Source organism: Ruminococcoides intestinihominis (assembly GCF_040096285.1).
GTDB classification, from domain to species: Bacteria; Bacillota; Clostridia; order Oscillospirales; family Acutalibacteraceae; genus Ruminococcoides; species Ruminococcoides intestinihominis.
In genome coordinates, this window is record NZ_JBBMEY010000012.1 from 1 (window position 1) to 13,281 (window position 13,281).

The following is a 13,281-nucleotide window of genomic DNA, read 5'->3' on the forward strand; positions in this document are numbered from 1 at the left end:
AACTATAAATTAGATGAATTAATCGGTTATTATCTAATTTATCTACATTACATAATCATCCCCACAAACCCTAATTTATCAAATTTATCTTTACCAATAACCAAAATTGAAAAACCTAAATTTGCCTTTATGAAGAAACATATTACCAAAGGTTACAACTAAATATTACAAGAAAAGTCAGCTTAACTGCTGACTTTTTTAATAAGAACTATGCTATAATAGAAAGAAAAATATAATGTAGAAAATAGAATTGTTTGAATTTTATTGTAGAAAATAAAAATTTTTAAATTTACTGCACTAAAAGAAACTTTTGATTCGTTTTATTTATGAAAGGAGGTTAAGAGATTGTTAAATCCACTTACCAGAGATGATTACAATAAAGTTGTTGAAGAATTCTCCGATATGATTTTTAGAATAGCTTATCAAAACTTATGTAACATTGCTGATGCAGAGGATGTTGTTCAGGAAGTTTTTATTTCTTTGCTAAAGTCAAAGGGTAAAATTTTCAAAGATTCTGAACATCTAAAGTCTTGGCTAATCAGAGTGACAATCAACAAATGCCTTGATGTAAGACGATCCTTTTTCCGAAAAAATACTGTGCCTATTGAGTCACAGGTGATTTCATATACAGACGAAGAAAAAGTCCTAATGGACGAAATTATGAAACTACCTAAGGACTACCGAAATATTATCTACTTGTATTATTATGAGGGATATAAAATAAAGGAAATTGCAGAAATTCTTGGAAAAAATCAAAACACTATCAGTTCAAAATTACAAAGAGGCAGAAATAAGTTGAAGGAAAATCTTATTGAGGGAGGTTATTATAATGAAAGAAATTTACAAGAATGCACTTGATAAAGCAACCTTACCAAAAGAAAGTAAAGAAAATATTAAAAGCCTTTATGATAAGGTAAATAAGGAGGATAATGTTGTGAGTATTGAAAAGAAGAGAAATATCAAAAAGCCTTTAGCATTTGTGGCAGCAGGTTTAGTATGTGCAGTAGCAGTTGGCAGTACATTTGCTGTAGGTCAGTTTAATGATAGTAAAAATAGTGGTAGTAAGAATAGCTTTGTACTTAATGTTAGTGCAGCAGAAATCGGAAGAAAAGTTGCTAATGGTGATAAAACTGACACCAAGGGTTCAAAAGTAACTACTGGCACTTCCGGTTATATAGTTAGCCAAGGCGATGATAAAACTTGGCATTATGACTTTACTTTGCCTGTTGTCTGCAAAGGCAATAACATTGACGAAATTACTTATACAGTAAACAGAGGTTCGATAACTTTAGATTCAGAAGAAACTGATAAAAAATCTGAAACTGTCAGTTACAAAGCTTTGCCTAAAGACAAACTTGTTTCTCTAGATATCTGTGGAGATTCATCTTCATTGAGTAAGTCAGAACAGCAAATTTTGGATAAAGGTTTAATCCCACAAGCTGATATGGAACAGTATAAGAACGCTATTGATATTCTTCTAAAGGATCTTAAAGTAACTGTTAAGGCAAAGTTTAATGATGGTACAACTGAAGAAGAAACTATTAATGTCAATTCAAAACTTTGTACATCAGAAGAATTAAATGATGATGGACAGCGTGATGATGACATTATGCTTTACAATGATGACTTAGATTCAGATGAAGATGATGTTTACCTTAGCTTTGAAGTAGAAAAGTAAACACAAAATTTACTCAAAACAAACCCTATTAAATCGTATATTTAAATCCCAAAAAGAAAAGTCAGCTTAATTGCTGACTTTTCTTGCGTTTGTAACGAACATATTTATTTTTTCTTTGCTTTTGCCTATACCGTTTTCATTTTCAACACCGGAAGAAACATCAACACAATCAGGGTGCAGAACCTTTATTGCATTAGCCACATTATCCGGATTTAGTCCACCGGCAAGTATCATCAATTTATCACTTTTAGGAAATGTTTTTAATGTATTCCAATCAAAGGTTTTTCCACTTCCCGGTTCTTGAGCATCAAAAACAAAACCCTTTATTTTGTCAATATTTTTGAAATTCTCATATTCATCAATATCCTTTACATTAAAGGCTTTTAGTATTGGAATATCAGTGCTTTCAATAATACTGTTTTCTAACTTACCATGAATTTGAATATAGTCAAAACCCAAGTATTCAATTATCTTAACTTGCTCTAAAGTAGGGGAAACTGTAACTGCAACTTTCTTAATGCTTTCATCAAGTGCATTTATAATTTCAGTTGACTTTTCTTCATTAATATTTCTTTTGCTTTTAGAAAAGAACATTACCATTCCTGCAAAGTCAACATTGTTTTCATTTAAGTATTCTGCCTCTTTAGTAGAAGTTAATCCACAAATTTTAATTTTCATATGTCACCTATTATAAAAAATCTATGAAAAAAGTCCGTAATAATACGGACTTAATTTTTATTTTGCTTTCTTAAGTAATTTTAACTTTTTCTTATTAATATTACTGTTTTCTAAAATTGACTTTAAATCAAAGTCCAGAACTTCTTTGTCAATTAAGAAACCTTCACCGTCAGTAATGAAGAAGTAGAAGTAATCATTAGTTTCATAAATACCGAAGAAATCTTCATACTTTACTAAATCTTCACCAAGCAATACACCTTCATTATTAAATATGTATTCAACTTCTTTATTTTCAAGTTGGCTAATATCACTTTTAGGCTTTACATAGTAAACCATTGTGATGATAATACCACCGATGATTGCAATTGCAGGATATATAACTGTAGTAAAGTTAAGTTCAAACTTTCTGTTGTAGATAAATGAACATACAATTACTGCAATACATAGTAAGTATAGAATTGCCGGTTTTAGAAAAGACTTTTTGTTTAGAGTAAATCTCTTAAAGTCGATTATCATATCTTTTGTATAATTAGTTTTGATTTTATATTCCATTTTTCTCACCCAAAGTGATTTTAACACAAAATACTAAATTGTGCAATGCCTTTTCTTGATATATATTGCACATTATGATATAATTATATGAATAAAAATATTGAATAAGGTGGGTGTAAACTTATGGATGTTAGAGTTAATGATAAAATTGAAATGAAAAAAGCTCATCCTTGTCAAAATAAAATTTTTACTGTTACAAGAGTAGGTATGGATTTCAAGATAAGATGTGACAAATGTGGTCACGAAATTATGATACCTCGCAGTAAAGTTGAAAAAAATATTAAGAAGATAATCAGGGAATAATATGTTTGATAAAATTGAAATTTTTAGTAAAAGATATGATGAATTAAATAACAGACTTTATGACCCAACAGTTGCCTCAGATGCAACAAAGTTTAATGAAATTATGAAGGAAGTAAAGTCTATTGAACCTATTGTGTTAAAGTATAGAGAATACAAGAAAGCACAACAGACAATTAAAGATAGCCTTGAAATTTTGGAAACAGAAAAAGACAAGGAAATCAGAGAACTTGCCCAAATGGAAATGGATGAGGCAAAGGACTCATTGGATGGTATTGAGGAAGAACTAAAAATTCTTCTTCTACCTAAAGACCCTAACGATGAAAGAAATGTTATTATGGAAATTCGTGGTGGTACAGGTGGTGAAGAAAGTTCCCTCTTTGCAGGTGACCTTTTCAGAATGTACTCCATGTATGCCGATAAGCATGGCTTTAAGATTGAAGTTCTTTCTTCTAACGAAACAGGCTTAGGTGGTTACAAAGAAATTTCCTTTATGGTTAACGGTGAGGGTGCTTACAGTAAGCTAAAGTATGAAAGTGGTACTCACAGAGTTCAGAGAGTACCTGAAACTGAGTCATCAGGCAGAGTTCATACTTCCGCAGTAACTGTTGCAGTTCTTCCTGAAGCTGATGATGTTGAAATTGACATTAACCCTAATGATTTACAGATTGATACATTCCGTTCATCAGGTGCAGGTGGTCAGCATATTAACAAAACTTCCTCAGCTATCAGAATTACTCACTTACCTACAGGTATGGTTGTTGAGTGTCAGGACGAAAGAAGTCAGTACAAGAACAAGGACAAAGCCTTAAAGGTTCTAAAGTCAAGACTTCTAAAGATTGAACAAGATAAACAAAATGCAGAGATTTCCGAAAATAGAAAAAGTCAGGTTGGTTCAGGTGACAGAAGTGAAAAGATTAGAACTTACAACTTCCCACAATCAAGAGTAACTGACCACAGAATCGGTCTTACACTTTACAAGCTTGACGATATTCTAAACGGTAATATTGATGAGATTATAGATGCTTTGATTGCATACGATAGAGCAGAAAAACTAAAAGAAAGTATGGAAAATAAGTAAAATGGATACTAAATTATTAAAGGATAACATTGAGGACATTTCTATTGCAGCAAAGATTATAAATGAGGGTGGACTTGTTGCTATGCCAACAGAAACTGTTTATGGTTTAGCAGCAGATGCTTTAAACGGTAAGGCAGTAAGAAAGATTTTTCAAGCTAAAGGCAGACCAATGGATAATCCTTTGATAGTCCATGTTTCATCACCACAGATGGCTATTGACCTTAAGCTTTATAAAGAGTTTACAGAAGATGCCAAGAAGTTGGCTGATAAGTTCTGGCCCGGACCTTTGACAATTATTTTGCCAAAGGGTGACTGTATTCCTGATGAGGTTTCAGCAGGACTTGAAACAGTAGCAGTCAGATGCCCTAGCCACAAAACTGCTAGAGCATTAATAGAAAAGTCAGGTAAACCACTTGCAGCACCATCTGCAAATATTTCCGGTAAACCAAGTCCAACTACAGCAGAACATTGTATCAATGACCTTATGGGTAAGGTTGATGCAATTCTTGATGGTGGTGAATGTGAAGTAGGTGTTGAAAGTACAGTGGTCACTTTAGATACCAACCCACCAAGACTTTTAAGACCCGGTGGAATTACACTTGAACAGCTTGAAAGTGTATTAGGTGAAGTTGCAGTTGATGATGCAGTTCTTCATAAACTGGCTGAGGGCAAGAAAGCATCTTCTCCCGGAATGAAGTACAAACACTATGCTCCAAAGGCTCAAGTGTATTTGGTCAGAGGCAACAACTTTGTTGACTTTGTAAACAGAGATATTGACGAAAGTACAGCAGTAGTTTGCTTTGATGAAGATGAAAAATATATTAATGGTGAAACATTTCCAATAGGTTCAAAAACTGACTACAAGTCCCATGCACATAAGATTTTTGATGTACTTAGAAAGATAGATAAAGAAGAAAAAATCAAAAAGGTTTTTGCTCCTTTACCTAGAACAGATGGTGTGTCCCTTGCAGTTTATAACAGATTAATCCGTTCATCAGCCTTTAGAATTTTTAATGCCGATGCTTATGTTTTAGGATTAACCGGACCTACCGGTTCAGGAAAATCTACTATTGCAAAAATGTTTGCACAGTATGGTTTCCACACAGTAGATACAGACAAAATTGCAAGAAATATTATGGAAAAAGGTAGTCCTGTATTAGCTAAAATAAAGGAAACCTTTGGCGATGATGTGGTTAAAGATAATGTGCTTGATAGAAAGTTACTTGCAAAAAGAGCTTTTGTCGATGAAAATTCAACTAAAAAGCTAAACCAAATCACTCATCCATATATATATGAAAAGGCACTTTTGGAAATAGAGGAATATTCCCACAAAGGTTACGATAAGTTTATATTAGATGCTCCTGTACTTTTTGAAAGTAACGGAGAAAGATTTTGCAACAACACCCTTGTAATTCTCTCTGACTTAGATACCAGAGTAAAGAGGATAATTTCTAGGGACGCTATTACAACAGAACAAGCTATGGATAGGATAAATGCTCAGCATAGTGATGATTTTTACAGAGCAAAGGCTGACTATGTAATTGAAAATAACGGTAGCCTTGATGAAGTAAAGTCACAGGTTGAAAGTGTTGTAAAAGCTATTTTGTAAAATTCGGTATCTAAAACCAAGTAGTAGGTTTATAATATGATTAATAGAAAACCCAAGAGAAAAAGGAAAAAGAGTGGTTGTGCTACCTTAATTTTGGTGGTGTTCTTTACAGCCATAGTTGCCTTAGTTACAGTTTTATGTTTTCATATCTTTGGTGGAAATGATTCTATTAATGACAAGGTAAACGATATTAAAAAAATTCAGTACCCAAAGAAATATTCACAGATTGTAGAAAAGTACAGTAACCTTTATGGTGTGGATGATAACCTTGTATATGCAGTTATACGTACTGAAAGCCACTTTAAACCTGACAGTAAGTCCAGTGCAGGTGCAAAAGGTTTGATGCAGATTACTCCTGAATGCTTTGAATTTTTACAGAACAATATTCCTAATGACAAAACAAAATATAAAGAGTCTGATTTGTACGATCCGGAAGTGAATATTAAGTTTGGAACATATTTTTTAAGCTATCTGTTAGATAGGTATGATAATGTTGAAAAAACTGCCGTAGCAGCATATAATGCCGGTTTCGGTGCAGTTGATAATTGGCTAAATGACCCTGAATGTAGTCTTGACGGAAAAACTCTTAGTGTTATAGTTTATCCGGAAACAGAGAATTATGTGGAAAAGGTTGAAAGTGCCAAGAAAATATATATAGAAATTTATAAGGAAAGGTAATGATATTATGTCTAATGAAGATTCAAAGACACTAATGGACGAAATCCTAATGTCAGGCAAAAAGAAAATTCACTCAATCAGCAATAGTGAAATTGAAAAAGCTGATGAATTTTGTGAACCATACAAGGATTTCCTAAATAAATCAAGAACAGAAAGAGAAGCTGTTGTTGAAGCAGTTGCTCAGGCTAAAGAAAACGGTTTTGAAGAATATGATCCTGACAGAACTTACTCTGCCGGTGATAAGATTTATATTGTAAACCGTAACAAAGCAGTAGGTCTTGCAGTTATCGGCAGAAAGGGTACAAGAGACGGTGTGCTACTTTCTATCGCTCATATTGACTCACCAAGAATTGATTTAAAGCCAAGCCCATTATACGAAAAGGACGGTATGGCTCTATTTAAAACTCATTACTATGGTGGTATCAAGAAGTATCAGTGGACAACAATCCCATTGGCTTTACACGGTAGAGTTTGTAAGACTGACGGTACTTATGTTGATATTTCTGTTGGTGATGATGAAAATGACCCATGTTTCTGCATTACAGATATTCTTCCACACCTAGGTCAAGAGCAAGCTAAGAAAACTCTGGGTTCAGCTTTTACAGGTGAAGACCTAAACTGCCTAGTAGGTAGCCGTCCATATAGTGACGAAGATGGTGAACAGGTAAAGTTAAACACAATGAAGCTACTTTATGATAAGTATGGCTTTACTGAAAATGACTTCCTATCAGCAGAACTAACTTTAGTACCTGCTTTTAAGGCTAGAGATATTGGCTTTGACAGAAGTATGATTGGTTCATATGGTCATGATGATAGAGTTTGTGCTTACCCTGCACTAATGGCTATTATTGATGCCGGTATTCCTGACAAGACTTGTATCACATATCTAACAGATAAGGAAGAAACAGGTTCAGACGGTAACACAGGTATGCAGAGTGACTTCCTAAGATACTTTATCTATGACCTAGCTAAGTCTGAGGGTGAAGAAGGCTATAGAGTTCTTTCAAAGAGTAAGTGCCTATCAGCTGATGTTAATGCAGCAGTTGACCCAACTTATGAAAGTTGTTTTGAACCAAAGAACTGTTCTTACATTAATGAAGGCGTTGTAATTTCTAAATATACAGGTGCTAGAGGTAAGAGTGGCACAAGTGATGCTTCAGCTGAATATATGGGTGAAGTTCGTTCAATGCTGGAAAGCAACAATATTATTTGGCAAGTCGGTGAACTTGGCAAGGTTGACCTTGGTGGTGGTGGTACTATCGCTAAGTATGTTGCTAATATGAATGTTGATGTAGTTGACCTTGGTGTACCTGTACTTTCTATGCATGCACCATTTGAAATCGTAAGTAAAGTTGATGTTTATATGGCTTATTTAGCTTTTTTACATTTCTTTATGGATTAAGGGTTGATTTTTTCAAAAAGATGTGTTATTATGTATGGGCAGTCAAAAATGACTGCCCTGAAATGCGCTGATAGCTCAGCTGGATAGAGTGACTGGCTACGAACCAGTAGGTCGGGGGTTCGAGTCCCTTTCAGCGCGCCACTAGTGGGTATATGAACTATGTGTCTGTAAAGAGCGTAGTTTATATGCCTAATTGTGATATTCGCCAATTGGCGAACTTAGATGTACAATGTCTAACATAAAAGACAAGTACTATTATTAATATATAAACATCCACCGTACCGTAATTGATACGGCAGATGATTATTTATTTTATTTGTTTTGCGTCGTGGCTGAACGAAATTCCTTTGCAGGGTCGAGTACCAAGTAATTGGCAACTATCCATCGCAAGATGTAATCGCCCTCCAAGTTGTCTGTAACAGAGTTGACTAAGATCTTAAGTAATATAAGGTAGCACCGTAATTATACTATGGTGGCTCGCTCGTCAATCATATTCTCGTATGATAGAGTTGTGGCATAACTATTATATATTACCTTGTATTAATCGTCCATTATAACCCAGACTATTCAATTGTTCATTACGACAAAAAGAAAACTCACATCCTACCACATCTGCAAGTAGTCTGTGAGTGCCAATTGACAAATTAACTAATTTCGCTTATAATTAAATGAGCAAATTAGCCTTTAACATCAATAAGTATCATTACTACTTACTTGGTGGGTCAGCAGGTTACGCCAATAATCTGCTGACTAAAGGATTTTGTTATCCTCTCGTCTCTTTTATTATACCATAAAGTGGACGTCAGGTCAATATTTTAATGTGATTTTTGCAGATGTTTTCTTTTTATTGAAAGCATCTGCATTTTTTATTACTTTTTGAATGTCAAAATTTGTAAAAATAATACGAATTAGAACAGTTAATCAAAATAATAATAAATTCCATTTATTATGAGGCTATTAATGTATAATCTCAAAAATGTGTGAAAATAATTAGAATTAGGTGAAACAATTATGCTATTACTAAATGTTCCATATGCAGAAAAAGATGAAGCAAAATCATTAGGTGCTAAATGGAATCCAAAATTTAAAAAATGGTATGTTACTAATTCTAAAGATTATTACAAATTTATAAAATGGTTTGAAGAAGATTATGAAGAACGTTTTTTAATTTGTGATTATATTTATTTGGTTTCTAAAAATAGAAAGTGTCCATATTGTGGTTTCGAAAATAATGAAATTAAAGTTATGATTACAGAATACTATAATTTTTATTTTGAACCGGATAATGATGGGGAATTTTATGAGTATTGTAGTGGAGCAGATTCACCTCGTATTATTGACCTGTCACCTGCTAAAAGATTAATTAAAGGAAAAGTATTAAATTTTTTAAAAATTAATTACAACATTGATTTGGTAAACGGAAGATTATCACAACATTGCAAATTTTGTGATAGGCAAATAAAAATATCACCATCATTTGATTTTGGAATACATTCGCTCGAAGAAACAAAATATTTTACGCTATATAAAATTCCTATTAAAGAGGATGTGTTTCTTGATAATGTAGGTTGGTGTTCTACAGATGAATATATATATACTTATAGTAAAAAAATAGTTGTTTAATATATAAGCGTGGACAAATTGTCCACCTTTTATATAAATCTATTATAAATTTAAGGAGGATGATACTATGAAAATTTAGTTGTGTTAAGAGAATCATAAATAAATTATTAATTATAAAATAAAGGAGATAAAAATGTCAGACAATTTATTAAAAAATATAGATATCAATAAAAAACTAATTAATAATGATGCATTATTTAATAATGTTTATTATATCTGTCAAAATTTCGATATTGTTCCAAATAAAGATCATTACGGTGTATGCATAGACTATCAAGATATATCTGAATTAAGAGATGATTTTTTATATGAATTATACGATACAATAGTAGATTGGGTTTATAGTTCTGAAAAATATAATTTTATTAAAAATGCAGCAATCAAAAAAGGAAAGTCAGAACAAGCTGCTACATCTGAAGTTATAAGAAAAGCTCAAGAAAAATTCAGAGGTAATAAAGATACAGAAAAATTGTTGATACAAGGACAACTAGGGGAATTACTATTATTTCATTTTATACAAAAATTTTTCAAAGCAACCCCATTGTTAAGAAAAATGAAGATAACAACAAGCAATAAACATGAGCGTTTTGGAGCTGATGCTATACATTTCAAATTTGAAAATGACAAACCTATTATAATATTAGGAGAAGCAAAAACATATACTTCAAAATACAGTTTTAATAAAGCTTTCGAAGAGGCTATTGATAGTATTTTGAATACTTACAAAACACATAGAAAGGAATTATACAGTTATATACATGAAGATTTTCTCGATAAGGAAATGAATGAAATAGCAGAAATGTATTTAAATAATACATTAAAAAATTTTGAAGTGCGATTAGTTAGTTTAGTTGTTTATAATGAAACTAAGAAAATTGAAATTACTAATCGTGAAGAAATACATAAACAAATTAAAAAAATTATTGAAGAAAAATATAAAAATTTTGATAAAAGCAAAATTAATATAAAGGATAATAGAATATTAAGTAGGATAACATATATTGTTATGCCTATATGGAAATTAGATGAATTCGCTAAAAGTTTTCAAAATCTAATATTTTAGAGGAAGGATAATGATATGGAACAATTAAAAAAAGAAATATTAAATAATTGGTTAAATATTGATTTTTATAGTGTTGCAAGAAAAATTGATTTTAACAATAGTAATATAGAAATCTCAAAAGAATTAATATTAAATACTATCAGGTGTTTAGACTATGAAACTTCTGTTGTTAAAAATCCTTCTGTCAATTATGTGATTACTATAATGGCACTAATGTGGGAATATATAGACCATGAAAAATATGATATACGAAAGATAGTTGTCAAATTTTTATCTAGGATAGGTTATCCCACATCTGCAATTATAGCAGATGATAAATTTGATAGAAAAAAGAATATGTTCTCACCATTGGGCAGTGTTTTGGAACAACTATTTGCAACATTAAATCAAGAAAAAAATAGTATAATAGTTAATGAACGTGAATTTTTGCTAACTAAATTTCAAATTGAGATTTGGACAGCTATGGATAAGGAAAAAGTGATAGGAATATCTGCCCCTACATCAGCAGGTAAATCATTTGTTATTTTATTAAAATTATTGGATACGCTCTTGAAACATAAATTAGACATAGTGTATATTGTTCCTACACTTAGTCTTTTAAACCAAGTTACAGAAGATTTTAATAAAAATATAAAAACATTAAATATACCAAATTGTAATGTTGTTAATTCTTATACTGGTCAAGAAAATATATATACTAATAATATTTTTGTATTAACTCAAGAAAAGGCTATATCTGCATTTAGTGACAGTGAAAATACTTTTTCAAAGGATATGATATTGGTTGTAGATGAAATCCAAAATATTGAACGTATTAAAGAAGATAATGACGAAAGAGCCAAGATTTTGTTTGATACATTAAATGAATTTAGATATAAAGATAATGTAAAACAGATTATAATTTCTGGACCTAGAATTTCTAATATTGAAAAAACCGGTGAAGAAATTTTTGGTATAAAAACTAAGAACATTACTACTATTGATTGCCCTGTATTGAATCTAACATATAGCATATGCAAAATAAAAGACCAATATTATTTAAAACAGTATTGTGCATTATGTGATAATCCATTAATAATGAAAATTACAAATCCTACAATAATTGAGGGGTACGGTAAAAATAAATATAATGACGAATTTTTATCTTATTTAAATTGTTTTATTGAACATTTAGGACAAAAGCAAAATATTATATTTTCTCCTACTGCTAAGGTTGCGAGAAAAATTGCGTGTCATTTAAGTGGAAAAGGTGAGGTAAATTCTAAAATTAAAGACTTGGAAAGGTATTACAAAAAATCAGTACATCCAAATTATTCTATGGTTAAGACATTGGAGAAAGGAGTAGCATATCATCATGGTAAATTGCCACAACATGTACGTCGAACATTAGAAATTGCAATTAGAAATAAATGGATAACAAATATTGCTTGTACAACAACATTATTACAGGGGGTTAATCTACCTGCACAAAATATTATTATCAGAAATCCACATCTATACCAAAATCGTAATAAATATTCGCCTGAATTATCTAATTATGAAATGGCTAATTTAAGAGGAAGAGCAGGTAGATTGATGAAGGATTTTATAGGTCGAACTTTCGTTTTAGATGAAACCTCTTTTCTTGATTCAGAAAGTTATGATGAAGAAAACACATTTAGTGATGCCAATAAAACTTTACCAACAGGATATAACGAACGATTTGAAGAAAATCGCAACGATGTTGAGAAGATTGTTATGTCTAATACTCCAGTTAATGAAAACATGGAGAAATATGGAGATTTAGTATCTTATATCAGACAATCGGTTTTAAGATATGGTACAAGAGCAGTAAATAAAATGAAAGATGTTGGTATTAAATTAAGTAAAGAACAAGTAGCTGCAATTGTTTTAAAATTAAAATCAATAACTGTTCCTAAAGAGATATGTGCGAAAAATAGATATTGGGATCCATTCGTCCTTGACGTTATTTACAAGAAATATAATGAAGATGTGCCGAATTCGCCAAGTAAGAGAGGCGTGTGGGCTAAATTGAATCGTATGTTTAAATTTTTGAGGGATACACCAGAAACAAATGTAATGTATAAAAAATATATCCCAAAAAGATTTCAAAAAGGTTCTAATCGTAGTTATTTATTAAATTTGTGTATGTCTTGGTCAAATGAAACAACATTATTTGATATATTATCGAATAATGATTATCAAAATAAAGCTGAAGATAAAATAGAGGATGAAATAGAAGATACCATAGAAACTTTACAAAATACTGTTTCATATAGAGTTCCTTTATTATTAAAACCTATATTTGATATAAATAATCCAGAAAGTGTATTTTTATCTTCTATGCAAGCAGGTGCATATAGAACAATCCCAAAAAACTTGATTGAAATGGGAATACCTAGAGAAAGTGCATTATTCATAGATAAAAATATTTTTAATAACTTTAAAATTGAAGAAAATGAAGAACCTTTTTTAATTAAAGAAAAACTTAAAAAAGTAGTTATTGAAAAAAGAGATACATTACCTTTCTGGATAAATGAACAATTGGACGTTTTAGGTTAATATTGGTGAAAGGGGTGGACAATTTGTCCACCTCTTTTGGAATTAATTACTATGT

At 31.2% G+C, this 13,281-nt stretch carries 12 protein-coding genes and 1 tRNA gene; 11 read left to right on the top strand and 2 right to left on the bottom strand.

All coding sequences use genetic code 11. From position 1 onward, the window contains the following. Positions 1-345 precede the first annotated feature (345 nt). Both WMO18_RS04570 and WMO18_RS04575 read left to right on the top strand, forming a co-directional pair. Complete coding sequence (locus tag WMO18_RS04570) at positions 346-858, top strand: RNA polymerase sigma factor (protein ID WP_022504840.1); 513 nt, start codon at positions 346-348, stop codon at positions 856-858. Continuing rightward, complete coding sequence (locus WMO18_RS04575; RefSeq protein ID WP_211148591.1) at positions 830-1,678, top strand: hypothetical protein; 849 nt, start codon at positions 830-832, stop codon at positions 1,676-1,678. Before WMO18_RS04570 ends, WMO18_RS04575 begins: the two co-directional genes overlap by 29 nt. A 66-nt stretch (positions 1,679-1,744) precedes the next feature. Here the strand turns inward: WMO18_RS04575 and WMO18_RS04580 are convergent, their stop codons facing one another. Together WMO18_RS04580 and WMO18_RS04585 are read right to left on the bottom strand one after the other, a co-directional pair. Next, positions 1,745-2,356 (bottom strand): phosphoribosylanthranilate isomerase, encoded by a 612-nt coding sequence (locus WMO18_RS04580; RefSeq protein WP_211148590.1) that lies wholly within the window; start codon positions 2,354-2,356, stop codon positions 1,745-1,747. Between the two features lie 57 nt (positions 2,357-2,413). Beyond that, entirely contained in the window at positions 2,414-2,908 is a 495-nt protein-coding gene (locus WMO18_RS04585; protein ID WP_022504837.1) for a YcxB family protein, read from the bottom strand. Positions 2,909-3,031: 123 nt separating this feature from the next. Here WMO18_RS04585 and WMO18_RS04590 point away from each other — a divergent pair, with 123 nt between their 5' ends. The 9 genes from WMO18_RS04590 (at position 3,032) to WMO18_RS04630 (ending at position 13,226) form a co-directional block, all read left to right on the top strand. Continuing rightward, positions 3,032-3,211, top strand: a complete 180-nt coding sequence (locus tag WMO18_RS04590) for a DUF951 domain-containing protein (protein ID WP_022504836.1) — start codon at positions 3,032-3,034, stop codon at positions 3,209-3,211. Between the two features lies 1 nt (position 3,212). Then, a complete protein-coding gene (prfA, locus tag WMO18_RS04595; RefSeq protein ID WP_022504835.1) occupies positions 3,213-4,289 on the top strand; it encodes a peptide chain release factor 1 in 1,077 nt (358 codons plus the stop codon). 1 nt (position 4,290) lies between these two features. After that, on the top strand, positions 4,291-5,898 hold the full coding sequence (locus WMO18_RS04600; protein WP_211148342.1) for an L-threonylcarbamoyladenylate synthase: 1,608 nt from the start codon (positions 4,291-4,293) through the stop codon (positions 5,896-5,898). Between the two features lie 36 nt (positions 5,899-5,934). Continuing rightward, complete coding sequence (locus WMO18_RS04605) at positions 5,935-6,576, top strand: lytic transglycosylase domain-containing protein (RefSeq protein WP_211148341.1); 642 nt, start codon at positions 5,935-5,937, stop codon at positions 6,574-6,576. Positions 6,577-6,583: 7 nt separating this feature from the next. Then, positions 6,584-7,978, top strand: coding sequence for an aminopeptidase (locus tag WMO18_RS04610; RefSeq protein WP_022504832.1), 1,395 nt, complete (start codon positions 6,584-6,586; stop codon positions 7,976-7,978). 64 nt (positions 7,979-8,042) lie between these two features. Next, positions 8,043-8,119: transfer RNA gene (locus tag WMO18_RS04615), tRNA-Arg, on the top strand. Positions 8,120-8,989: 870 nt separating this feature from the next. After that, complete coding sequence (locus WMO18_RS04620; RefSeq protein ID WP_367286386.1) at positions 8,990-9,601, top strand: DUF5710 domain-containing protein; 612 nt, start codon at positions 8,990-8,992, stop codon at positions 9,599-9,601. A 133-nt stretch (positions 9,602-9,734) separates the two neighbouring features. After that, positions 9,735-10,664 (top strand): HamA C-terminal domain-containing protein, encoded by a 930-nt coding sequence (locus WMO18_RS04625; protein ID WP_296075899.1) that lies wholly within the window; start codon positions 9,735-9,737, stop codon positions 10,662-10,664. 15 nt (positions 10,665-10,679) lie between these two features. After that, positions 10,680-13,226, top strand: coding sequence for a DEAD/DEAH box helicase (locus WMO18_RS04630; RefSeq protein WP_367286387.1), 2,547 nt, complete (start codon positions 10,680-10,682; stop codon positions 13,224-13,226). Positions 13,227-13,281 lie beyond the last annotated feature (55 nt).

Coding starts and splice junctions, on each gene's coding strand:
- WMO18_RS04590 (WP_022504836.1), top strand. CDS start 3,032: ATGGATGTTAGAGTTAATGATAAAATTGAAATGAAAAAAGCTCATCCT.
- WMO18_RS04580 (WP_211148590.1), bottom strand. CDS start 2,356: ATGAAAATTAAAATTTGTGGATTAACTTCTACTAAAGAGGCAGAATAC.
- WMO18_RS04575 (WP_211148591.1), top strand. CDS start 830: ATGAAAGAAATTTACAAGAATGCACTTGATAAAGCAACCTTACCAAAA.
- WMO18_RS04630 (WP_367286387.1), top strand. CDS start 10,680: ATGGAACAATTAAAAAAAGAAATATTAAATAATTGGTTAAATATTGAT.
- WMO18_RS04605 (WP_211148341.1), top strand. CDS start 5,935: ATGATTAATAGAAAACCCAAGAGAAAAAGGAAAAAGAGTGGTTGTGCT.
- WMO18_RS04625 (WP_296075899.1), top strand. CDS start 9,735: ATGTCAGACAATTTATTAAAAAATATAGATATCAATAAAAAACTAATT.
- WMO18_RS04610 (WP_022504832.1), top strand. CDS start 6,584: ATGTCTAATGAAGATTCAAAGACACTAATGGACGAAATCCTAATGTCA.
- WMO18_RS04620 (WP_367286386.1), top strand. CDS start 8,990: ATGCTATTACTAAATGTTCCATATGCAGAAAAAGATGAAGCAAAATCA.
- prfA (WP_022504835.1), top strand. CDS start 3,213: ATGTTTGATAAAATTGAAATTTTTAGTAAAAGATATGATGAATTAAAT.
- WMO18_RS04600 (WP_211148342.1), top strand. CDS start 4,291: ATGGATACTAAATTATTAAAGGATAACATTGAGGACATTTCTATTGCA.
- WMO18_RS04585 (WP_022504837.1), bottom strand. CDS start 2,908: ATGGAATATAAAATCAAAACTAATTATACAAAAGATATGATAATCGAC.